The organism is Bacillus sp. SORGH_AS_0510, from assembly GCF_030818775.1.
In the GTDB taxonomy this organism is placed as follows: Bacteria; Bacillota; Bacilli; order Bacillales; family Cytobacillaceae; genus Neobacillus.
On the sequence record NZ_JAUTAU010000001.1, the window covers coordinates 1,576,655 to 1,601,321 of the forward strand.

Here is a 24,667-nt window from a genome sequence, read left to right on the forward strand (position 1 = left end):
AGAAAACAATGTTCGTTACAGGAGAGTGTTTCTAAGTGAATATAACGATTTATGACGTAGCAAGGGAAGCCAATGTATCTATGGCAACTGTTTCCCGTGTAGTGAATGGAAATCCAAATGTTAAACCCGTTACCCGAAAAAAGGTGTTAGAGGTAATTGAAAGATTAGGGTACCGTCCAAATGCTGTGGCAAGGGGATTGGCTAGTAAAAAAACAACAACTGTCGGTGTGATTATTCCTGACATTTCTAATATCTTCTTTGCAGAATTGGCTCGAGGGATTGAAGATATTGCTACTATGTACAAATACAATATCATTTTAAGTAATTCTGACCAAAATAAAGATAAAGAACTGCATTTACTTAATACTATGCTTGGTAAACAGGTGGATGGAATTGTATTTATGGGTGGAAACATTACACCAGATCATGTGGAGGAATTTGAAAAATCTCCAGTGCCAATCGTCCTTGCGGGGTCCATTGAAGAGTCAAACAAAATTCCTTCTGTTAACATTGATTACGAGGAAGCAGTGTACGATTCGGTAAAAGAATTCATTGAAAAAGGCCACAAGAATATTGCTATTGTGGTTGGTCCGCTTCACGAACCAAAGAACGCTCAGAAAAAACTAAAAGGGTATCAAAGAGCGCTTGAGGAAGCAGGACTTCCATATAACGAGGAGTTAATTGTCGAAGGAGATTATACGTACGATTCAGGAATCGAAGCCTTTGAAAAATTACTTGAAGCAAGTGAAAGACCAACAGCTATCTTAGTAGGAGCAGATGAAATGGCACTAGGAGTGGTTCATGGTGCGGAGGATAAAGGCTATAAAATCCCTGAGGACTTCGAAGTAATCACATCAGACAATACAAGGTTAGCACTAATGGTACGTCCACAGCTAACAACGATTGTACAGCCGTTATATGATATTGGTGCAGTAGCCATGAGACTATTAACAAAATTAATGAATAAAGAAACGGTGTCAGATCAAATTGTTGTCCTGCCACACCGAATAGAGTACAGACAATCGACTAAATAAGAAAAGCGAAAGCGCCTTGTTCAGCCCCGACAGGCAAATGTTCTTCGGCAAGAAAAGTCGTTCTTTGACTTTTATTGCCGAAGGTTATTTGACCCGAGGGGCTAGGCGCTGGAGCTGGACAATTCTCGAAGTTTGAATTTTATATTTTTAGTTATATAATGAAGGGCTTGCCATTTATGATGGCAGGCCCTTTCCGCTTTTTCGATGACTACGTATAGGATACAGTGCCTTTTCTAATGTTATTTGGTTCTTTTCTGTAATTTCAGCTTTTCTTGGAATAGGTGTATATAAATCTTCAGGGTCGTCCCATTCATTTGGCAAGGTAACGGGAGATTCCTTTTGCCACTTATCGATCCAAGCTGCTGGCAGATTGGCGGAACAATTCGAGTTTTCAGTCATCTCCATCCAAATGAGAGCCCATGCTCTTGGAACCACTCGCCAAATATCATATCCACCGCCACCTACTGCAATCCATTTTCCATTACAATATTGATGGGCAATTTCATGTGCAATCCTAGGAATCTCACGATAAATTTTCATTGTGGCTGATAAATGAGTGAGTGGATCAAAATAATGCGAATCTGCTCCATTTTGTGTAAGTATAACATCGGGCTTAAAAAATTCTGCGACTTCTTTAATAGCGGTTGTATAAGCGTGCAGCCAGGAATCGTCCTCTGTAAAGGCATCAACAGGGATGTTAAAAGAATAGCCATAGCCTGCTCCCTGACCTCTTTCATTTATATTCCCGGTTCCAGGAAACAAATATCGGCCTGTTTCGTGAATAGAAAGTGTACATACATTAGGGTCATCGTAAAAAGACCATTGGACACCATCTCCATGGTGTGCGTCAGTATCCACATATAAAACACGGGCATTATATTTTTCTTGCAAGTACTTTATGGCCACAGAACTATCGTTATATACGCAAAATCCAGAGGCTTTTCCTCGGAACCCGTGATGCAAACCACCTCCAAGATGCAGGGCATGGAGAGACTTGCCTGTCATTACTTGATCGACTGCCCTTAGTGTTCCACCTACTAAAAGAGCACTTGCCTCATGCATGTTTGGGAATATCGGGGTATCTTCTGTACCTAGCCCATAATTTTCTGCCACTTCTTTAGATAGTTCTCCATGTCCAGCTTTCTTAACTGCATCTATGTAACTACGATCATGTATAAGGGCTAACTCATCATCTGTTGCCATTTTAGGTGCAATGACATCATTAGCGGACAGTGCATTCATTTTTTCTAATAAGTCAACGGTAAGTGTAAGCCGGAATTGGTTAAAAGGATGGTTACTGCTGAACTTATAATTTAACAGTTCTTCTGAAAATACGAAGGAACATCGATCACTCATATGGATATCCCCGGTAGGTTTGGCCATAGTACATGATGTCCAGCTTGCTTTAAATCCTGAATAAGGGCAGTTGGGTTCATGGTTTGAACTCTAAGCACAAGGATTTTAAAATGTTCATCAGTCTTGTCAGGATAAACGAGAACACTCAGAATGTTAGCCTTTCTATTTTTAATAACGTTTGTAATATCGCTGAGAATTCCAGTGAGGTTTGGAACCTTTATTTCAATTTGAGATCCGGGCTGGTGGGCTCCTGTTAACTCGACCAAGGTTCTTAATAGGTCTGTTTCTGTTACAATTCCAACAAGTTTACATTCATTTATGATAGGAATACAGCTAATTTTATGTTCATAAAATAGGCCGGCCACTTCTTCGACAAAATCAAGCGGATGCCCAGTAATTATATCGCATTCCATAATAGTCTCAAGCGGTTTTTTTAGGTCCTCTGGATGTTCATTTGCACGAAAAATAGAAGGGGTTGCCTCTCTTATATTGGCGACAGTGACTAATCCAACCAATTGTCTTTGGCTATTAATAATTGGTATATGGCGAATTTTCTTTGTTTCCATTAATTTCATAGCATCAGCAATGGTGTCTGTTGGAGAAAGTGTAGCAATGTCTGTTTTCATTATTTCTTCCACTATCAAATCAATCACCTCATATCTCAAGTGAATTACAGCATTAGTACATAAAACGGTTCATAAATCGTAGTCGGTCAAATTTTTGGATGGACTCTAGGTCGACTCTCTTGCCCATTCGAGCCATGAGACAGTTAGCGGGATGGGAACAGATTTCTGGATCATCTGTCGCATACCACTCTAATCCACCGGCATTCATCATTTTTTCCATGACTTTTCGGTAATCCCACACATTTAATTTGGTGCCTTTTAAATCCCAATGCCAATAATACTCGGTTGTAATCGTGATATAATCTTCCATTGCATTATCCATCATCGAGACGATTAATAAGTTTTTACCTACAGAACAGCCGCGAAATTGAGGAATAACCTCAATAGCTCCTAATTCTATTAAGTTATCCATTTTTCCTTCAGACCACCTCTCGAGGGGATCTGGATATAGGAAGGTAACGTACCCGACTATGGTGTGGCGATGCCTGGCAATTATAATTCTTCCTTCAGGAAGTCCTGCGATACCAATTAAAGCTTTATGTTGTTGTGCAGGAGGACGAAAGGCAACAAGGTCTTCGTGAAATTCATAGCCTGCTAATTTATCTGATGAAATAGGGCCTTCAATGATTAAATTCCCATGAGGAGTTTTTAGTTCTTTTGCATTGTAAGTTTTCTTGTGTTCCATAAGGTCACCTACCTTAAAAATCATTAGTTTATTAATTCTATTATACATAAAATCTAGTAAGAGAAAGCGATTTCATTAATATTTATGAGCAATAAAATTTTTAAAATTGTGAATAGTTTATATTTGTACTATAATAATCTTTATAAAATAGGAGGGGGAGATAGTAATGAAAGTGGAAGCGCTACCAGTTGTACAAGGAGACCATAATTTAACCAATTATGATGAAACGTACAAGCAATTTGATTGGAAGGAAACTGAAAAAGCATTCTCGTGGAGTGAAACAGGGCTAGTTAACATGGCATATGAGGCCATTGACCGCCACGCAAAAACGTTCCGGAAAAATAAAATTGCTCTTTACTATCGAGACGGTTTTCGCAATGAAAAGTACACATTCAAGGAAATGATGGAGCTGTCTAATAAAGCTGGGAATGTGTTAAAGAGCTATGGGGATGTAGAAAAAGGGGATCGCGTATTTATTTTTATGCCTCGTTCTCCGGAGCTTTATTTTACTGTCCTTGGTGCGATTAAACTTGGAGCTATCGTTGGTCCATTATTTGAAGCGTTCATGGAAGGGGCAGTCCGTGACCGCCTGCAAGATAGTGAAGCAAAAGTTCTAGTTACGACACCAGAATTATTAGAGCGAGTACCGGTTCAGGAGTTACCTGCCTTAAAGCATATTTTCCTTGTTGGAAAAGATGTGGAGGAACAAGGCCCTTACATTGATTTCCTAGGAAAACTTGAAAAAACCAGTAAAGATCTTAAAATCGAATGGGTTGAAAGAACCGATGGGTTAATTTTGCACTATACATCAGGTTCAACAGGAAAACCTAAAGGGGTATTGCATGTACATAATGCAATGATACAACATTATCAAACTGCTAAATGGGTTCTTGATTTAAAAGAGGATGATGTATATTGGTGTACAGCAGACCCAGGGTGGGTGACAGGAACATCTTACGGAATCTTCGGCCCTTGGCTAACTGGAACATCTAATGTCATAGTAGGTGGACGATTTAGTCCGGAAACATGGTACCAGATGATCGAGGACTTCGGAGTAACAGTTTGGTATAGTGCTCCTACTGCCTTCCGTATGCTGATGGGTGCAGGAGACGAGCTTGTAAAGAAATTCGATTTAAGCAGTCTTCGTCATATCCTAAGTGTTGGGGAACCATTAAACCCAGAAGTAGTAAAATGGGGTGTAAAGGTATTTAACCATCGTATTCATGATAACTGGTGGATGACGGAAACTGGAGCACAACTCATCAGTAACTATCCATGTATGAAGATTAAGCCTGGATCTATGGGCAAACCGATCCCAGGCGTACAGGCTGCGATTGTTGATAACCAAGGAAAAGAGCTGCCTCCATATCGTATGGGCAATCTAGCCATTAAAAAAGGCTGGCCATCCATGATGCATACGATTTGGAATAATCCAGAAAAGTATGAATCCTACTTTATGCCAGGTGACTGGTACGTTTCAGGCGATTCTGCCTATATGGATGAGGATGGCTATTTCTGGTTCCAGGGTAGAGTGGATGATGTTATCATGACGTCAGGAGAGCGTGTAGGACCGTTTGAAGTTGAGAGTAAGCTTGTTGAGCACCCAGCAGTAGCTGAAGCGGGTGTAATTGGAAAACCAGACCCGGTTAGAGGGGAAATCATTAAAGCGTTCGTTGCCCTACGTGACGGCTTTGAGGCTTCTGAGGAATTGAAAGAGGAAATTAGACAATTTGTTAAAAAAGGCCTTGCAGCCCATGCGGCACCAAGAGAAATTGATTTCCGTGATAAACTTCCAAAAACAAGAAGTGGTAAAATCATGCGCCGAGTGCTAAAGGCGTGGGAGTTAAACTTACCGACTGGTGACTTATCTACAATGGAAGATTAGAATTAACAAAAACCGCACCGAAATTGAACTGACCCAAGAAAGTTAGACAAATATAGTTAAGCGGCTTCCAAGACCTGAGTTCGGTATTCTACCGGGCTTAGGTCTTTTAAATTTACCTTCATACGTTTGTGATTATAATACTCGATATATTGCTTTAATTCTTCTTCGAAGTGTTCCATACTATCAAATTCTTGTAAATAGAGTAATTCCGATTTTAACACGCCAAAGAAACTCTCCATTGAAGCATTATCAAGACAATTTCCCTTGCGGGACATACTTTGCTTGATGCCATGTGTTTGGAGTGTTTTCTGATATTGTTTCATCTGATAATGCCAGCCCTGATCAGAATGTAAAATTACTTCATTTCCCGGCTGAAGATGTGTTAATGCTTGATCCAACATATCTGAAACAAGTTTATATACAGGTCGATTCATGAGGGTATAGGCGATTATTTCACCATTACATAAATCCATCACAGGAGATAAAAAGCGTTTTTCTCCAAACAAATGGAACTCGGTCACATCCGTTACCCATTTCTCATTCATCTTCTCTGCCTTGAAATCACGCATCAATAAATTAGGCGCAATACGACCTTTTTGTCCCTTATAAGAACGGTATTTTTTCATACGTACCATACATTTTATGCCCATATCATTCATTAATCGGTTAACTGTCTTTGGATCGTGATGGAAACCATATTTCTTCAGTTCTTTTGTGATGCGACGATAACCATAACGCCCTTTATGTTCGTGATAAATCTTTTGAATTGCCTCCTTTACCTCTGCATATTTATCTTTGCAATTTAATCGTTTTTCCCAGTAATAATAAGTGCTTCGTGGAATGCGTGCGACTTTAGCCAATTCCACGACATCGTAGATGTCCTTTAGTTCAAAAATTACTTGCGCTTTGATTTTATTTGTAATTTTTCTTGCATTTGAACTAAAGCATTCAACTTTTTTAAGTATGCATTCTCCATTTCGAGTTGTTTAATGCGTGCTTCAAGTGCATCTACAGATCCATCAGCTGGTATTGATTCTGTTGTTTTTTTCGCTTTTTTATTCATGGATGGACGCCCCTTTTTCTTTGATATGAGGGCATCAAATCCACCTGTTTCAGCTTGATTTCGCCATTTTCTAATTAATCTTGAAGAGGAGATATTGAAAATCGCAGCTGCATCAATTGAGGACGTACCCGTTTCGTTCATATAGTTAAGTACATCCATTTTAAACTCTGCAGAATAGCTTGTATATGATTTTAGAAAGGCTTCTACACCATGTTGCTCATATAAACGAATCCAAGAAGTTAATTCGGCTACGCTCACATTTTCATCTCGAGCGATTTCTTTAACACTTTCCTGCCCTTTTATATAACGTAAGGAGATACGTATTTTTTCATCTTTTGTAAATTTAGTCATAAAAAATACCCCGTAAAAGAGAGATTAGTGTCTAACTTTTACGGGGCAGTTCAAATTCGGTGCGGTTTTTCTATTATTGTGGTGTTGGTGTTTCAGTTGGAGGTGGGACAGTTGCTCCTACCTCTACAAGATTAGATGGTGCAGATTCGTTACCGGCTATATCAACGGCAGTTACATAGAATGAACCATTGCCTACGGTATAGGATAGACTAGAGCCGTTAATAATACTCGCGACTTTAGTAGAAAGCAAACCACCTTGATACACTCTGTAACCAACTACATCATTATCCCCTGAGGACGACCAAGAAAGTGTATTACCTGAAACAGATAAGTTGACTGCATTTGGTCTTTTACCGTTATCCACCATTTTTGCGGTAGGTACCAATATTTTACCCCAGCGATCTTTCTGAGGAATAAGTTGGTTGTAATCTTTGAAGGTTTTACCAACCATTCGAGTAATAAAGTCTGGATTTAAGATTAAACCATATTGAGCAAATTCTTTTGGAGTAGAATCCAATGCCAAATATTTTTTGCCTTTAATGGTAACGAAGTTTCCTTCCACCAAGCTATCGTCCACTTTTGTTGGAACATCATTCACATTAAAGTAATCACTTTCGATTAATCCTGCCTTCGAACATGCACCTGATGGCAACATACCGGACACAGCACAATAGGAACGTTTAACAATACCACTTGGCATTTGGAATGATTCTTTAGAATCGATTAAATCCGGTTTAATTTTATAGGCTGCATTCATTAATTCAGCCCAGAGGTTATTTGTTCGTTGACTATATGACATGCCTGAAATCTTTAGTGATTTTGGCGTATCATACCCAGTCCAAATACCAAATGTAATATTAGGGTTGGTGGCTACAAACCAGGCATCCTTATATTCATTACCCGTTCCCGTTTTTCCAGCCCAATCTGCTCGGAAATTTAATTTGCTATTAATTCCTGCTGCCGTTCCCATTTTAATGACATCGCGCATCATATCAAGTGTTAAATATGCTGTCTGAGGCTTGAATACATCCACAGGCTTTACCTCGTGCTGGTAAACCACTTTGCCGTTTTTTTCGACGATTTTATCAATCATATAGGCATCAATAAATTTCCCGCCATTGGCAAATGTGCTGAAGGCATTTGTATTTTCCTCCACGGTTACACCATTGATGGAACCGATGGCAGCTGAAAGGTTTGTATGATCATCCTTTGTCAGCGAAGTAAAGCCCATTTTTTCTAAGTATTTTGCCGGATTTTGATTAACAATTTCGGAATATACTTTCACGGCCGGAACGTTATACGATTTTGCAAGTGCATATCTCGCAGATACAATTCCGCTATAGCGGTAGTCGTAGTTTTGCGGCCAAGGCTTACTTCTTCCTGGAATAAAATTCAGGGCAACATTGGGAATTGGTGTTCCAGGTGCTGCCTTTCCTAATTCAATAGCTGGTCCATAGACAAGAAGTGGTTTCATTGTTGAAGCATTCGGCCTTAGGGCGGTAGTTGCATGATTCATTTGTTGATTATCATAGTTTCTTCCGCCTACAAAACTGATTATTTTACCTGTCTTGTTTTCAATCAGTTCTGCACCCACCTCAACAGGTTCCATTACGGTTTTCATTTCCCCAGTTTCTGGATCCTTTTTTACCTGTGCTTTAGCAGGGCCATAATATTTATAACTATCCTTTACTTTTTGCATGGCGTCATAAATGTCTTTATTAATCGTCGTGTGTATTTCATATCCATTTTGGTGTAAATCCCGGGATGCTAAGGTTTTGTATTTGTAAAAAAGCTTATCATCCTCTTTCAAATCTTTTTCTGCGTAGCCATCTTTTTTGGCTAGTACAGTTGTAAGGACTTCGACGGCACGTTTTTCAATTTCATCTGTAAGGAAATTATGTGTTTGTGCATTGACAGTAGGTTTGAGAAAATCTTTTGTAATATCGTAGGTAGATGCTTCAGCATATTGTTTCTCATTTATGTAACCACCATCATACATTCTTTTTAACACCGTTTTCATCCGTGTTAAACCTGGTTCAAGATTATTTTTTAATGCAGGTAGTCCCTTCTCATCTCTTGTAAAAGGAGTGTACCCAAACGGACTTTGAGGCAGGCCCGCAATGAACGCTGCTTGTGGCAATGTTAAATCACTTGCTTTAACACCAAAAATTCCTTTTGCAGCTGCTTGAACACCAGCAATGTTTTGTGCAGAAGCGTTTCTTCCAAAGGTAGAAACATTCAGATAAGCTTCAAGAATTTCCTTTTTATCAAAGAATTTCTCTAAGCGAAGGGCCAAGAGAATTTCATTTGCTTTTCGTTGAAAGGAAACTTCGTTGGTTAAAAGTTGATTTTTTATTAATTGCTGTGTTAAGGTACTTCCGCCTGATTGAACAGACGAGTTGGTTACTTCTTGGAAAAGAGCTCGGAAAACGGCTTTTGGAACAACCCCTTTATGTTGGTAGAAGTACTCATCTTCAGTTGCTATAACGGCGTTTACTAAATTTTCAGAAACCTGATCCAACTTTACTTCTTCCCTTATTAGGTCACTGCGTAATCTGCCTAGGTAGACGTTATCCGCATAATAAATGTCAGAGGTTTCAGTGTAATTATAAATATCCTTCTTCATACTTTCGTATGATCGAACAGGTTCATCTTTTACAAGTGAAGCAAAATACCCAGCGCCCACACCAGTTGCAAAAGACCCCCCAAGGATAATAACCGTCAAAACAATGAGAAACAGATTCCAAAATACCTGATAAGTAATTCGCGCACTTTTTACCGTTTTTTTATGGGTAAACAAGGTAAGCATGGACTTTACTTTTTCCATCCATACTTGCATTTTTTCATTCATCGATCGCATCACCTCATCTAAAATCACATACATTATAGCATATTGAAAGTATAAAAACTGACAACCTTCTACATTTTTCTGAAATTTCCAGTTGATGTTTGACTTGGTCCGTGAAATGTGGTAAAAAAAGCTATAGTTATTTTTATATTAGAGCTTAGACAGGAACCAACTGTAGTTCTTCTATCCCTGTTTCTAGAGAGTCAGCGGTGGTGCAAGCTGACACAAATAGAAGAATGAATTACCTCCTCGAGCTTTCTCTGTGAACACGTTGTTTAGTAGTGGAGAACGGTTAAAACCGTTATTGTTTTCAAGTTGGAGGAATTTTATTTCCTCAAGCTGGGTGGTACCGCGTAAATTTTACGTCCCTGCATTATTGCAGGGGCGTTTTTATTTTATTTTGGAGGGGATTTAAATGGATTTATTGCAGGATTTAACCTGGAGAGGCATCATCTATCAGCAAACGGATGAGGAAGGATTAAAGGATGTATTAAGTAAGGAAAGCATTTCTTTATATTGTGGAGTTGACCCAACCGCTGACAGTATGCATATCGGTCATTTACTTCCGTTTTTAACTTTAAGACGATTCCAACAGCACGGTCATCGACCACTTGTACTAGTTGGTGGGGCTACAGGTTTAATTGGTGACCCTAGTGGAAAAAGTGAAGAGCGCAAGCTTTTAACTCTAGAAACGGTTCAAGACAACGTGGCAGGAATCAAACAACAGCTTGAAACTATTTTCGAATTTGAAGGCGAAAATGGGGCGATCATGGTTAATAACTATGATTGGGCAGGGAAAATGGATGTAGTTACTTTCTTGCGTGACATTGGTAAGCATATTGGTGTAAATTACATGCTTGCTAAAGACACGATTGCAACACGACTCGAAACAGGGATATCGTTTACCGAATTTACTTATACAATATTGCAGGCAATGGACTTCAATCATTTGTATGATCATCATAATTGTAAATTGCAAATTGGTGGTAGTGACCAATGGGGCAACATTACTTCAGGCCTGGAGTTAATTCGCAAAACACACACGGAAGATACAAAAGCATTCGGATTAACCATTCCTCTTGTTACAAAATCAGATGGAACAAAATTCGGTAAAACAGAAAGCGGAGCAGTATGGTTAGACCCAGAAAAAACAACACCATATGAATTCTACCAATTCTGGATCAACACAGCAGATGCAGATGTTGTTAGATACTTGAAGATTTTTACATTCCTTTCACATGAAGAAATTGAACAGTTGGAGCAAAGTGTTCAAGAAGAGCCGCATCTTCGTAAAGCGCAAAAGGCGTTAGCAGAAGAAATTACTCGTCTGATCCATGGAGAAGAATCTTTACAACAAGCAATTAAAATTTCTCAAGCCTTATTCAGTGGGGATGTGAAAAATCTTTCAGCTGCTGAGATTAAACAGGGCTTTAAAGATGTTCCATCATTTGATGCGGGCGAAGAAGATGGCAACCTGGTTGACTTACTAGTCGCTGCAAAAATTTCTCCTTCTAAGCGTCAAGCACGTGAGGATATCACCAATGGAGCAGTTACAATAAACGGTGAAAAGATTACCGACACGTCATACGTCCTTCAGGAAAATGATCGAATCGAAGGTCAGTTTACGATCATAAGAAGAGGGAAGAAGAAATACACTTTAATTAAATATTAATAGGTAAAGGGCTCTGAGAAATCAGAGCCCTTTTTCTTGCAAAATAACTAAAAGATCCCCATTTGTAAAATAGGCTCTTTATTTAGTAACAGCGACCTAAAAATAATCATAATTTGTTGAGGAGAGTACACAGCTATCTGATGATTTAATTTTCTAAAAACAGATAATTAATTTTTCAACTCTCTATTCAGGTTTAAGCTGATTAGATAGAAAGGGGAGGAAAAAATGCAAAATTTTCAAAATGAGCTTCAAGGGTTGGCAATGGACCCTTATCAAGCTGGTCAATTAGTTTCAATCGGTGCTCCACAGATCCAGGATTCTCGCATATGGGGGCGCTGCGGTGGTTTCCATTGTGGTGGATTCCGTTGTGGAGGGTTCCGTTGTGGAGGTTGCGGCGGTTGCGGTGGCTGTTTTGGTTGCGGTGGCTGTTTTGGTTGTGGCTTCGGTATCGGTGGATTTGGTTGTTTTGGCATCGGTTTCGGTTTTATTTAATTGGTTTGGATTCCGGGAAACGCCTAAAAAATATATTGTACGAAAGAAAGTGCCCCTGCAAGCAGCTGTGCCGCAGAGGGCACTTCTTTACTGTGTTTATCATATTGGACAAAAAATCGTACATAAACTGGTAGTGTGCAAGAAGTGCATTGAGGAATAAGGAGGAATTGAATGGCGGAACTTAATTTGTCCTCACGTCTTAAGGTCAATAGGGATACATTTTTTCTCCCGGATCCAAAGGGGGGTGTCTATTTTAGAAATAACGTTAGCTCATTCCAAATGGAAGGTAATACCATTTATCAGTGGATTGAAAAATTGTTGCCGATGTTCAATGGAGAGCAAACAATGGGAACTTTGACGGAAGGATTAACACCTCCTTACCGCAACAGGGTGTTTGAGATTGGAGAAACGTTGTACAAGAATGGGTTTGTTCGCGATGTCAGCAAGGATATTCCTCATCAATTAAATCGTCACGTTCTTGAAAGGTATGCTTCGCAAATCGAGTTCATCGAGAATTTTGTAGATTCGGGAGCATACCATTTTCAACAATATCGTCAGGCCAAGGTTCTGACTGTCGGTTCTGGCCCTTTCCTTATATCGTTGGTTTCTGCCTTAATAGAATCAGGACTGCCGAAATTGAATGTAATGGTAACAGATTCGGTTCCAACGAACACGCAGCGGCTATATGAACTGGTACAGAATGCGAGGAAAGTAGATTTCGATTTGGAAATGGTAGAAGTACCCTATTATTCAGGGGCAGGGGGGAATTTTTGGAAAGAAGCTGTTCAGGCTTATGATTGGGTTTTGTACGTTTCTCAGGATGGAAATATAAATGAATTAAGGAATCTGAATCGTGTGTGTAAAGAAGGAAATAAGGCATTTATCCCCGCCATCTATTTAGAAAAAGTGGGGCTCTCCGGTCCGTTCACTCATCCTGAATCAGAGGGGTGCTTTGAGTCCGCCTGGCGCAGAATTCATCCTTCTTTACTAAAAGCTGATGGGAATACACAAGGTTTCTCTTCCACATCAGGAGCGCTTTTGGCAAATGTAACTGTATTCGAATTCTTCAAACAGGCTGTAGGAATTGAAGGGTCCAATCAAGGTAATCAAATTTATCTGCTTAATCTGAATACGTTGGAAGGAGACTGGCTTTCCTTCATTCCCCATCCTTTTGTAACATCTAAAAATGTAAAACCCGAACTGGTTGAAAATCTTGATGTAAGACTGCAACAAGAATCGGAAAGAAATAATGAACAAAGTTTCCTTTTGGAATATTTCAGCCGCTTGACTTCAAAAGAAATAGGAATTTTCCACACCTGGGAGGAAAGAGAGTTGTCACAGCTTCCTCTTTCACAGTGCTATGTTCAGGCCGTTGACCCACTGTCAGAGGGACCGGCAGAATTACTGGAAGAAGTTATATGTTCAGGTATGACACATGAAGAAGCAAGAAGAAATGCAGGTCTAAAGGGCATTGAAATGTATGTTTCCAAAATGATAGATTCACCTATTCATAGATCCAGAGTTCTGACAGATAGCATGGGTGCGAAGCTTCCGAAGGGATTAGTGGGTATTGGTACAGGGGAAACAATTGCAGAGTCTGTTTGTAGGGGGTTGCAAGCCTATCTAGAGGAAGAATTGAAAAATAAAAAGGGAGATCACCTAAATACGGTTTTTCGTGTGAATATGGGAACGGTCGAAGATAAAAGATGCCGATTTTATTTAAATGCGTTGACTACCTTAAACGGTTCAAACAGGAATTGGTGTAAAAGAGGATGTGCTAGGCTTCCCTGTTGTATGGGTAAGGTCGAATGGACGTTGGTACACAGGAGTTGGTTTAAATACAACTTTGGCATTGAGAAATACCTTGCAGCAAGCACTTGAGTATGCTCAAAACGAGATTAAATCCGAAGAGAGGCAAGCTCAGGAGTCGATGATTTATCTTGAAAAAAAGGATACGAAACTCGAAATCCCCTCTTATGATGAAATCATACAATCGGAGCTATTACAATCTTCTATTCAAACCCTGAAGAGAAACGGCAAAAGGATATTCGTCTATGACTTGTCGATAGAGACTTTTTTAACACAAGGGCTGGCAGGGGTGTATGGGGTGCAGGTAGCAGAGGGGGATTTCGAATGACTGCACATATCCTCGTTGATGGAGACGGTTTATTAGCTGATTATGTCTATACTCAATTGTCCCAACACTTTATCGTAAAGCGTCAAAGCATTTTTGAAGAAATTCCTGAGGAAACAGAATTAGCTTTGGCACTCTTCGATGGTTGGAATTTATCCATTCATCATAGAGCTGAAGAAAGATTAAGGAACGCCGGTATCCCTTACCTTCGAGGGTTCGTTTCTTTTGGTGAGGGAATTATTGGGCCACTAGGACGGCCGGGCAGACCGGGATGTTCCCTTTGTGCCGATAAAAGGCTTCTTTTAGCAGGACCCGACCGCCAGGAAATGTGGCAGCTTCAGGCGAAAATGACAACAGGAGCAGGTGTCGTACGTGATGCATGGGCTTCACGTACGGGACTATTGCATATGGCAATTTTAATCAGTAAAGAAGTGCAGAAAGTTCTCCAAGGAGAACCAAGCTGCTTAGAAGAAAAGATGTTCATCACCAATCTTAGGACACTGACGAACTCTAGTCACTTTTTTTTACCTGAACCATTGTGCCCGATTTGTAGCCCAATACCTAAAGACACTCCAGAATTAGCTCAAATTAGGTTAAAGTCTAGCCCTAAAATAAATGGTGCCGGTTATCGCTGCCGTTCGATGGAAGAGTTGAGAACAGCGCTGGTCGAAGACTATCTGGATGATCGTACTGGGGTCATGAATGGAAAAATGGAAGATTTCAGGCTGCCATTTGCAGATGTTTTGGTGAACATGCCATTGTTTGGAGCTGATGAGGGAGTAGCCGGACGTTCTATTTCTTATGAAATGAGTCAGCTAACTGCTATTTTAGAGGGGTTGGAGCGATATTGCGGAATTGAGCCCCAAGGCAAAAGAAAGAATGTTCGTGATAGTTATCGTAATTTACAGAAGATCGCATTAAATCCCGCTAGAGTAGGTTTACATGATCAACAACAATATGCAAAGGCTGACTTTCCGTTTAAACCGTTTGATCCTGATACCCCTATGAATTGGGTCTGGGGCTATTCGTTCTTACAAGAACGTCCTATTCTGGTTCCAGAGTTACTAGCCTACTACAGCTTGGGCTATGGGGAGGGCATTGTTTATGAAACTTCTAACGGGTGTGCATTAGGGGGAAGCCTGGAGGAAGCCATTTTCCATGGCGTTATGGAGGTGATTGAGCGAGATTCCTTCTTGTTAACATGGTATGCTCAGCTGCCCCTTCCGCGTCTTGACCTTCGTTCTGCAAATGATAAGGAATTAGATCTGATGGTCGACCGGTTACGTGAGGTAGCAGGATATGACGTTTACTTTTACAATTCGACGATGGAACATGGGATTCCCAGCGTTTGGGCAGTGGCAAAAAACAGAACGTCAAAGGGTGTGAACCTAATTTGCGCTGCAGGGGCTAATCCTGATCCTGTAAGAGCTGTAAAAAGCTCGATTTACGAGCTCGCTGGAATGATGGTAAGGCATGATAAATTACTGGAAGAAAACCGGAGAAAATATGAAGAAATGCTTAAAAATCCATTTGCAGTCCGTAATATGGAGGACCATGGCTTGCTTTACGGCCTGCAGGAAGCAGAAGAACGTTTAAGCTTTTTATTGGATGATCATCGCCCTTTACGAACGTTTGCAGAGGAATTTAAACAACCTCCTGCACATACTGATTTGAAGGATGATCTTCAGGATATTCTACAGAAGTTCCGCCAGTTAGATCTTGAGGTCATTGTGGTGGACCAAACGACGCCGATAACCAAACGGAACGGATTATTTTGTGTTAAGGTATTAATTCCTGGAATGCTGCCGATGACGTTCGGACATCACCTGACTCGTGTCAAAGGGCTGGAAAGGGTCCTCCAAGTACCAAAGAAACTTGGATTTACAAAACATCGATTATCATATGAACAGCTTAATCCATATCCCCATCCATTCCCATAAATGAATAATAGGAGGTGTAAGTTTGAAACTGGAAACATTTCTGCACCACCTTCACATTGACACTGAAAAACTCTCTCCACCAGATTGGCAAGTGGATTGGGAGGACGCACCACTTCCCTATAAACTATACCGGGGCCTGCCGGAGATTCCATTGACTGGAGATGTGCCATTAACCCTCAATAAGCGAGAAGCTCAAGCAGAACCTAGCTTAGCGGAGCTTGGTCAATTCTTATGGTATGTATACGGTCTTACACAATACGCTCAATCCGCTTTCAACGATGGCACAGAAGAAAAGGCTTCCGTTCGCTATACCCAGTTATTACGAAGATTTGTTCCCTCTGGCGGGGCATTGTATCCAAATGAATTATATGTGTATATCAAGCTGGAGGAAGTACCTGAGGGAATATATCATTACGATGTTTCCCATCATCGCCTGATCTTGCTTAGAAAAGGAAATTATGATTCCTATTTGTCCAGAAGCCTTGGAAATAGCTGTGATCTTTCCGATTGTTTCTGTACTGTTTTTATTTCGACAGTATTTTGGAAAAATTATTACAAATATAATAATTTTTCCTATAGACTCCAAGGTTTAGATGCCGGAGTGGTCATTGGGCAAGCATTAGAAGTAGCCGATCAAATTGGGTTCTCATCACGTGTATGCTATCAATTTCTTGATCGGTCTATCAATCATTTACTTGGATTATTGGAACAGGATGAAAGCGTTTATGCGATACTCCCATTATCAATTAATCAAACTATCTATAGTGGTAACAAGGATAATAGTAGTGATGAAATGGTTTCTGATACACAATTATCTAAGGAAATTCCCCTGCTGATTCATGAGTCCTATAATCGATCAAAGAAAGTGATCGATTATCCGATTCTGAAAAAAATGAATGAAGCCTCGTTGTTGGAATCAACAAATTCATTTGTAAAAATAAAAAGGGACAATCGTGTGAAAACTCCCTTTGGTATGGAAGTAATCTTCCTTCCATTTACCGAGGACTTTTCGTACGATCTTGCAACTGTTTGCAGAGAGAGACATTCTCCTGATATAGACTTTATGATGGGGAAAGTCAGTCAAAAAAAAATATCCACTTTGCTATCAGAGACATTTTCCTTTTCGTATTACAATGACCTTGAAGATACACATGAGTTATCTGAGACTCGTTTATCGTTGAACGGCTTTTTTTATAACGTGGAGGGAGTTCCGAACGGAGCTTACACCTATGACAAAAGCGCTCATTCGCTTCGGTTAATAACAAACGGTGATTTTCGTGAGGTTCTGCAGGATGCTTTAATCATGCCTACTGTAAATTTGTTTCAAGTTCCACTCTGCCTTCATGTCGTTGGAGACAGGGACCACCTGAAGGAGGAACTGGGATATAGAGGATACCGAATTCAGCAGATGGAAGCGGGTATACTCGTTCAACGGCTTCTCTTAATATCGTGTTCCTTAGGTATGGGGGGACACCCACTTTTAGGTTTTGATGTGAACAAAGTTGATGAACTTTACAGAGCCGATTTGAACCAAATAACAAGCCTCATCCAAATCCCTGTAGGTCCTTACCGTCCCCGAGCCTGGTTGAAAGGTAGCTTGAATACCTAGGATAGATTCTAAACAGTAAAAAAATAAAAAACCCTAGAAACGTTAATATAACGTTTCTAGGGTTTTTATAATTGCTGTTTAATTAACGAGAGTAGAACTCAACGATAAGAGCTTCGTTAATTTCAGCAGGTAACTCAGAACGCTCAGGTAAGCGAGTGAAAGTACCTTCTAATTTGTCAGCATCAAATGTTAAGAAATCAGGTACGAAGTTGTTAACTTCGATCGCTTCTTTAATAACATCAAGGTTACGTGATTTTTCACGAACGCCGATTGTTTGGCCAGGTAATACACGGAAAGATGGGATATCTACACGTGAACCGTTAACTAAGATGTGGCCGTGGTTAACTAACTGACGAGCTGCACGACGAGTGCGAGCAAGACCTAAACGGTAAACAACGTTATCAAGACGAGACTCAAGTAACGCCATGAAGTTTTCACCGTGGATACCAGCTAATTTGCCAGCTTTATCGAAAAGAGTACGGAATTGGCGCTCGTTAACACCATACATGTGACGAAGCTTTTGCTTCTCTTGTAATTGTAATCCGTATTCAGAAAGCTTTTTGCGTTGGTTTGGACCGTGTTGTCCAGGAGCGTAAGGACGCTTTTCTAATTCTTTACCTGTGCCGCTTAGAGAGATTCCAAGACGACGAGATAATTTCCAGCTTGGGCCAGTATATCGAGCCATGAATGACTCCTCCTTAGTGTTTTTATTTTGGTAAAATAAAAACCGGTATGAGACTCTTTGACAGCCATTTTGTTTTCATGCACCTTCGCCCTAGCAGCTAAGGGTTACAAGATACACCATCAAATGAAAGCACTAATCTTTCATGAGGAACAAAATGAGACTATTAAAGTGTTCACATAGGCTGCAATATTTTACACAAAGAGTATTATATTATTTTTATTCATCGAAAGTCAAGTATATTTTTTAAATCCTTGATTTCCAAGTATCACATTATAACATCTTTCTTGAAAAAATTAATAAATTATTCGAAAAAAATATATCAAATCCTTGTCCAAATTAACTATAATGAAGGAGCGATGTATATTTTTGGGATTTTGTTGGATGGAAATAGCATGGTTGGATTAAAGGAGATTGCATATCTTGGAAATGGTTGATTTTAGTAAATTATTTAAAATAGGAGAAAAACTGCATTCATTCTTAGATGTGGAAAGTCTCTTGAGCGAGTTATTTGTTCTTCTTAGAGATGAATACCCAAACTTCTCGTATTTACTGTTATTATCACAGGCTACATATAAGCATAGCGACCTTCCGATTATTGACCATGATTATGATAGTGAAAATATAGCGGCTACAAATGCGTATTTAACAGGGAAAGTTCAATATGAGTTCTCTCATAAGGATCAGAGTACGATCCTCTATGCACCTTTAAAAGGGAAGCAGGGTGTTTACGGGGTATTACAGATTATAGCCTCAGACACTCAAGATATACCCATGAAAGAAGTTGAGTTTATAAGCTTATTGGCAGGAAGTGCGGGATCGGCCCTTGAAAATGCTCAGCTCTATCAGCAGTCAAGAAAAACTGTTTTAGAACTTCAATTAATTAACGAAACCTCTTATCGTTTGAATTCAAACCTGCCGCTCACCGAAACCTTGACATTTATGTCCGAGCAAATTAAGTTATCCTTCTATGCTCAAGAGGTTGGATTTTTTCTGGATTCTACCGGAAGCGTCAAGCCGAAAGTACTCCCAGGTTCCACACCATTCTTTTTCACACCTAATGCACAACCCTATGTGGATTACATAAACAAGAAATTAAAAAAAGAAAATAACTCTTTATTATTTGGGGATTTTAGTGTTCCCAATCCTAATCAGACTAAATCCTATCACTCGATGATGGTGGTACCAGTCGAATTGAGCAATAAACAAAAAGGTTTTTCCATTATCATGCATGAAAAACCCTATTTCTTTTCTTTCGAGGCATTTCAACTTCTACAGACATTAGTACATCATTTATCCCTTTCCCTAACTAACTCGATCTTGAGAGAAGAACTTCAAAGATTAGTTACTATTGATCACCTGACAAAGCTTTACTCTCGAAAGTATTTAGATGAAAAAATCCAACACTCGATGCAAAAAGATAGTGAAGGTACCTTTATTCTGGTTGATATCGATAATTTCAAAGAGATTAACGATACGCACGGGCACCAAGTTGGAGACGAAGTGCTCATTCAAGTTGCAAATATCATCAGAGGAAAGATACGAGACATGGATATCGGGGCCCGCTGGGGAGGAGAGGAACTCGCCATTTATTTACCAAAGGTTTCTTTGGATGTTGGAGTGGCAATTGCAGATAGATTAGTGAAATCTGTATCCGAATGCTCATCCCCCCATATTACCGTGTCGTGTGGTGTCTCTTATTGGAAAGGCGAATACCAAGATACATATCAACAACTGTTTAAAAGAGCCGATGAAGCATTATACCTGGCAAAAGAAACAGGCAAAAACAAGGTGGTTATACAAGATGATGGTTGTCTGGCGGGCAATTAGGTGCCTATTAATTACGTCAGCCTTTTAACGATTTTAACGTATTTAACATATTCTATAAGCAAATGTGATAGCGCTTACATTTAGGAGGAGTCCACATTGAATTATAAAAAACCGCGGTTTGAGACAGATGTCATTCATTATGGCTATCATGCGGAAGAACATCAAGGTAGCTTAGTACCACCTTTGTATCAAACTTCCACTTTTACATTTGACAGTGCAGAGCAAGGGGAGAGAAGGTTTGCTGGGAAAGAAGAAGGATATATTTATTCAAGACTAGGCAATCCCACTGTGAAAATGTTGGAAGAAAGAATGGCTGCTCTTGAAAATGGTGAAGCAGCTCTTGCTTTTGCGTCAGGAATGGCTGCTGTGAGCGCCGTATTAATAGCTCTAACGAAATCCGGTGATCACATTCTCTGCTCCCAAGGTGTATATGGTTGTACATTTGGATTGCTAGAATTAATGAAAGATAAATACCAGATTGATCATGATTTTTCTCAAATGACATCAAGGGAAATCATTGAAAATCAAATAAAGCCAAATACAGCCTGTATCTACATCGAAACGCCTATTAATCCGACTATGAAACTTGTCGACCTTCAAATGGTAGCCGATGTAGCAAAGAGTAGGGGAATTCCAGTTGTTGTAGATAACACATTCTGTTCTCCTTATTTACAAACACCGATTAGTCATGGCTGCGATATTGTCATCCACAGTGCAACAAAATATATTTGTGGCCATGGCGATGTCATCGCAGGAATAGTAGTAGGTGGAAAAGAGATTATCGGCCAGATTTCAATGACAACACAAAAAGATATAGGGGGAATTATTTCTCCCTTTGATGCGTGGTTATTGTTACGAGGATTAAAGACACTTCCAATAAGGATGGACCGTCATTGTGAAAATACTTCGCTTATTCATGAATTTCTAAAGCAGCATCCGAAGGTAGACAGAATTTATTATCCAGGAGATACAGAGCATCCGGATTTTAAGATCATGAAAAAACAAATGAAAAAGTCGGGCGGGCTCATTTCATTTTCCATTAAGGGAAATAAAGAAACATCTCAATTGTTTATGAATCAGCTTAAGTTGATTAAAATAGCTGTGAGTCTTGGAGATGCAGAGACATTGATTCAACACCCAGCTACCATGACACATGCCGTTGTTCCTAAAGAAGATCGAATAAAGATGGGAATCGATGATACTTTACTCCGGCTTTCCATTGGCCTTGAGGCTTGGGAGGACATCAAAGAAGACCTTGAGCAAGCATTTGAAAGAATATAAAAAAAGAGGCTGAGTCAGCCTCTTTTTTTATATGTTTAAAGGAATTTAACGAGAGCACTTGCAAATTCTTCTAGCTTTTTCTGATCAAGCTCATCAAACCGGTTAACTTCTGGGGAATCAATATCTAAGACCCCAATTAACTGCTCTCCCTTAATAAGAGGTATCACAATTTCTGATTGAGAAGCCGCGTCACATGCAATATGACCAGGGAATTGATTCACATCTTCAACACGAACCGTTTCCTTTTTTTGTGCAGCTGTCCCACATACGCCCTTGCCAAGCGGAATGCGAATGCATGCTGGAAGCCCTTGGAAGGGTCCTAGCACTAGTTCATTGTTGGTATCCATTAAATAAAACCCAACCCAATTAATGCGGTCAAGGAATTGGTTCAATAAAGCAGAGGCATTGCTTAAGTTTGCAACCTGATTTGTTTCACCATGAAGGAGAGCCTCTAATTGTTTAATGACAAGATTATAATTTTCTTCTCGGTTTCCGGTATACATTTCGACGTTAAACACGGGATTTCACCTTTTTCTCTTAAAATTTATATACTATTTTATCAAAAATGAGAGAAAATGAGCACACTTTGTCGATATTTTATTAAAGGAATCAATTGTGACACCAAGAATCATTATGTTATGGGGATTACTAGGGAAACCTGGAGGGGGAGAATCAATGAAGAAAAATGCAAAAGAAGCAATTGTAAAGGCCGCTATCTCTTTGTTTAATTCAAAAGGGTATTCAGGAACGTCAATTAGGGATATTGCTTATTTAGCTAATGTAAATACCGCAACGATTGCCTATCACTTTAATAATAAAACTGGTCTCTTAGAATATTGCTTTATGCATTTTTTTGAACAGTACATCGGCAAGATGGAATCCTCCTATACATCGATTGAACGCGGGGCAAAAGAATGCTTAAAACGTATGGTGACTGATTTGCTGCATTACCAATGTGAAAATTATCAGTTGGCCAGTTTTGTCTACCGGGAAATGTCGATGGATTCCCAAGTGGTGAGAGAAATCATGTCCACCTATTCGTTAAAAGAAAAATACTATTTTCAAAAAATATTTGAACGGGGATTTGAATGGCATGAATTCCGCCCGCATTCTATACCATATTTAATCATTCAGTTAAAGGGACTATTAATGATGCCCTTCATGAATAACAATTATATGAGGGAAGTACTCTATGTTTTTCCCAATGAACCATTTTTCGAACAAAAATACTTAAAAGATCTTCACTTATGGATAGATAAAACATTATGTACAGATATCCCAATAAAAAAGGAAGCAGCACTAAAATAGCGGACAACGCTATTTTTTTTTTATATTTACAAAAAAATTGAAAATAATAGTCAAAAATTGTCGTTTACATGGTATCATAAAAGCATTGAATCGAACTTTAAGAGTTTTATTAAAATAGATGATTTGAATACATAGTGGAATTATGTTGTTTGAAATAGGGGGCTTTCATGTGAAGTATATCATTGGATTTTTCATCCTATTATTAGCCTTATTTGTAGTGGGATATTTCATAAAGAAAAAGTATTTTAAAGAAATGGACCGATTGGAAGCATGGAAAATTGATATCATGAATCGTCCCATCCTCGATGAAATGTCTAAAGTGAAACAGTTAAATATGACTGGGCAAACCGAGGAACTTTTTGAACGTTGGCGCAGTCAGTGGGATGATGTGGTAACTGTTCAGCTGCCCGACTTAGAAGAAATGCTTTTCGATGCAGAGGAATACATAGATCGCTACAGATTCAAAAAGGCGAAAGAGGTTCAAGAAGCGATTAATACGAAGCTTTTGGAAACCGAAGAACAAATTAAAAAGATTCTTGAAGAACTGCATGAACTCGTAGGCAGTGAAGAAAAGAATAGAGTAGAAATTGAGGAGCTTAAGGAGCTATATAGAGAAAGTAAAAAAATGTTACTAGCTCACCGTCACAGCTTCGGTAAGGCTGAGAAACACCTGGAAGGAAAGCTGAATGAAGTGGCGCAGAAGTTCCAGGAATTTGACGAAAAGACGGAGCTTGGTAATTATCTTGAAGCACGCGAAGTAGTGTTGCTCATTCATAGTCAGCTAGGGACAATCAAGAATCAGATGAATCTTATTCCACAGCTGTTAATAGAAAGTCAGTCACTACTTCCAAATCAGCTCTCAGATTGTTTAGAAGGCTATAGGGAAATGACTGAGCAGGAGTATTACTTAGAGCATTTGAATGTGACTACTGAAGTAAAAAGGTTAGAAGAAAAAATTGCAGAAAATATTGGGCTGATAGAAATAACTGAAATTGACAAAGCAGAGGAAGGGATTAAGGAGGTTAAAGATCGAATTGATATCCTCTTTGACCTTCTTGAAAAGGAAGTTCACGCTAAGCACTTTGTCTTGAAACATAAAAAGGTGACAGCAGATCAGATTGCTTCTGCTTTAGAGGAAAATAAGAATCTTACAAATGAACTGGTTCATGTTCAAGCAAGCTATCAGATATCTGATAGTGATTTGGAAATTCAAACCCATTTAGAAAAAGAGCTTACTGCAGTTTACAAGCATCATGAAATTTTAGTTGAAAAATTAAAGTTGAACGAAACAGCTCAAACAGCAATTAGTGAGGAACTAAGCGAAATTAAAGATCAATTGGATCTTATTTGCGAAGAACAGCAAGCATTTGCCTTGAAATTACAAGCTCTTAGAAAAGACGAGCTAGAAGCAAGGGAGAAAATTAAAGAGCTTACAAAGAAAGTAGGAGAAACGGTCCGCCTTGTTACAAAAAGCAATGTACCAGGCTTACCAGAAGATTACAAATATCTCATTGAGGATACAAACGAAAGCATCAATAATGTACGTTATCAGCTTGAAGAAAAGCCTTTGAACATAGCTGCTCTGAATCAATACTTAGAAATTGCCGTTTTAACTGTAGAAAAATTGGTAAATTCAACGATTGAACTGATCGAGAATGTCACTCTAGCTGAAAAGGCCATTCAATATGGAAATCGTTATCGCAGACAGTTCCCATCAGTTGCTAGAGGGATAGCAGAAGCTGAAACAGCATTCAGACAGTACGATTATCAAGAGGCATTAGAACAAGTGGCAGCGTCTTTAGACGGAATTGACCCAGATGCATTGAAGAAGATAAAAGCAACGATTGAAACAGAATAATCCCAAAAACCGA

General features: G+C 39.3%; 18 protein-coding genes, 1 pseudogene and 1 other annotated feature. Of the genes and pseudogenes, 12 read left to right on the forward strand and 7 right to left on the reverse strand.

Annotation, left to right across the window (positions count from 1 at the left end; genetic code table 11):
* The first annotated feature begins 35 nt into the window (after nt 1-35).
* Complete coding sequence (ccpA, locus tag QE429_RS08015; protein WP_307286077.1) at nt 36-1,034, forward strand: catabolite control protein A; 999 nt, start codon at nt 36-38, stop codon at nt 1,032-1,034.
* A 174-nt stretch (nt 1,035-1,208) separates the two neighbouring features.
* On the opposite strand, the gene QE429_RS08020 is transcribed toward ccpA, so the two are convergent.
* Genes QE429_RS08020 through QE429_RS08030 form a run of 3 tightly spaced genes read right to left on the reverse strand, consistent with a single transcriptional unit; the run spans nt 1,209 to nt 3,701 of the window.
* On the reverse strand, nt 1,209-2,390 hold the full coding sequence (locus QE429_RS08020; RefSeq protein ID WP_307286080.1) for an acetoin utilization protein AcuC: 1,182 nt from the start codon (nt 2,388-2,390) through the stop codon (nt 1,209-1,211).
* The gene (locus QE429_RS08025; protein ID WP_307286082.1) at nt 2,387-3,034 is read right to left on the reverse strand and encodes an acetoin utilization AcuB family protein; all 648 of its coding nucleotides are present in this window, start codon (nt 3,032-3,034) and stop codon (nt 2,387-2,389) included. The genes QE429_RS08020 and QE429_RS08025 overlap by 4 nt, the downstream gene beginning before the upstream one ends.
* A 34-nt stretch (nt 3,035-3,068) precedes the next feature.
* Nucleotides 3,069-3,701, reverse strand: coding sequence for a GNAT family N-acetyltransferase (locus tag QE429_RS08030; RefSeq protein ID WP_307286084.1), 633 nt, complete (start codon nt 3,699-3,701; stop codon nt 3,069-3,071).
* Nucleotides 3,702-3,867: 166 nt separating this feature from the next.
* On the opposite strand from QE429_RS08030, the gene acsA reads away from it, so the two are divergent.
* Nucleotides 3,868-5,586 (forward strand): acetate--CoA ligase, encoded by a 1,719-nt coding sequence (gene acsA / locus QE429_RS08035; protein ID WP_307286086.1) that lies wholly within the window; start codon nt 3,868-3,870, stop codon nt 5,584-5,586.
* A gap of 56 nt (nt 5,587-5,642) precedes the next feature.
* Here acsA and QE429_RS08040 read toward each other — a convergent pair.
* Nucleotides 5,643-7,000 (reverse strand): IS3 family transposase gene (locus tag QE429_RS08040; RefSeq protein ID WP_307283228.1). Its coding sequence is split into 2 segments (ribosomal slippage): nt 5,643-6,547 and nt 6,547-7,000, totalling 1,359 coding nucleotides; the frame shifts between segments, so codons are not numbered across the junction.
* A gap of 73 nt (nt 7,001-7,073) precedes the next feature.
* A complete protein-coding gene (locus QE429_RS08045) occupies nt 7,074-9,851 on the reverse strand; it encodes a transglycosylase domain-containing protein (protein ID WP_307286088.1) in 2,778 nt (925 codons plus the stop codon).
* 146 nt (nt 9,852-9,997) lie between these two features.
* Nucleotides 9,998-10,221 (forward strand) — a binding site (T-box leader).
* Nucleotides 10,222-10,263: 42 nt separating this feature from the next.
* Between QE429_RS08045 and tyrS the strand changes: the two genes are divergently transcribed.
* From tyrS to QE429_RS08075, 6 genes and pseudogenes are all read left to right on the forward strand, one after another.
* Complete coding sequence (gene tyrS, locus QE429_RS08050; RefSeq protein WP_307286090.1) at nt 10,264-11,520, forward strand: tyrosine--tRNA ligase; 1,257 nt, start codon at nt 10,264-10,266, stop codon at nt 11,518-11,520.
* 261 nt (nt 11,521-11,781) lie between these two features.
* Entirely contained in the window at nt 11,782-12,012 is a 231-nt protein-coding gene (locus tag QE429_RS08055) for a hypothetical protein (protein ID WP_307290745.1), read from the forward strand.
* A complete protein-coding gene (locus tag QE429_RS08060; protein WP_307290959.1) occupies nt 11,903-12,172 on the forward strand; it encodes a hypothetical protein in 270 nt (89 codons plus the stop codon). Before QE429_RS08055 ends, QE429_RS08060 begins: the two co-directional genes overlap by 110 nt.
* A gap of 11 nt (nt 12,173-12,183) precedes the next feature.
* A pseudogene (locus QE429_RS08065) lies at nt 12,184-14,149 on the forward strand (putative thiazole-containing bacteriocin maturation protein).
* A complete protein-coding gene (locus QE429_RS08070; protein ID WP_307286092.1) occupies nt 14,146-16,086 on the forward strand; it encodes a TOMM precursor leader peptide-binding protein in 1,941 nt (646 codons plus the stop codon). Before QE429_RS08065 ends, QE429_RS08070 begins: the two are co-directional and overlap by 4 nt.
* A 22-nt stretch (nt 16,087-16,108) precedes the next feature.
* On the forward strand, nt 16,109-17,695 hold the full coding sequence (locus tag QE429_RS08075; protein WP_307286095.1) for a SagB family peptide dehydrogenase: 1,587 nt from the start codon (nt 16,109-16,111) through the stop codon (nt 17,693-17,695).
* An 82-nt stretch (nt 17,696-17,777) separates the two neighbouring features.
* Here the strand turns inward: QE429_RS08075 and rpsD are convergent, their stop codons facing one another.
* The gene (gene rpsD, locus QE429_RS08080) at nt 17,778-18,380 is read right to left on the reverse strand and encodes a 30S ribosomal protein S4 (protein ID WP_307286098.1); all 603 of its coding nucleotides are present in this window, start codon (nt 18,378-18,380) and stop codon (nt 17,778-17,780) included.
* Between the two features lie 426 nt (nt 18,381-18,806).
* On the opposite strand from rpsD, the gene QE429_RS08085 reads away from it, so the two are divergent.
* Both QE429_RS08085 and megL read left to right on the forward strand, forming a co-directional pair.
* A complete protein-coding gene (locus tag QE429_RS08085; protein WP_307290746.1) occupies nt 18,807-20,207 on the forward strand; it encodes a sensor domain-containing diguanylate cyclase in 1,401 nt (466 codons plus the stop codon).
* Nucleotides 20,208-20,303: 96 nt separating this feature from the next.
* A complete protein-coding gene (gene megL / locus QE429_RS08090) occupies nt 20,304-21,488 on the forward strand; it encodes a methionine gamma-lyase (RefSeq protein WP_307286100.1) in 1,185 nt (394 codons plus the stop codon).
* 35 nt (nt 21,489-21,523) lie between these two features.
* Here megL and QE429_RS08095 read toward each other — a convergent pair whose 3' ends face one another.
* Nucleotides 21,524-22,006 (reverse strand): GAF domain-containing protein, encoded by a 483-nt coding sequence (locus QE429_RS08095; RefSeq protein WP_307286102.1) that lies wholly within the window; start codon nt 22,004-22,006, stop codon nt 21,524-21,526.
* Between the two features lie 157 nt (nt 22,007-22,163).
* Here QE429_RS08095 and refZ point away from each other — a divergent pair, with 157 nt between their 5' ends.
* A complete protein-coding gene (gene refZ / locus QE429_RS08100; protein WP_307286104.1) occupies nt 22,164-22,796 on the forward strand; it encodes a forespore capture DNA-binding protein RefZ in 633 nt (210 codons plus the stop codon).
* A 169-nt stretch (nt 22,797-22,965) separates the two neighbouring features.
* Nucleotides 22,966-24,654: a septation ring formation regulator EzrA gene (ezrA, locus tag QE429_RS08105; protein ID WP_307286108.1), complete on the forward strand. Its 1,689-nt coding sequence runs from the start codon at nt 22,966-22,968 to the stop codon at nt 24,652-24,654.
* The last annotated feature ends 13 nt before the right edge of the window (nt 24,655-24,667 follow it).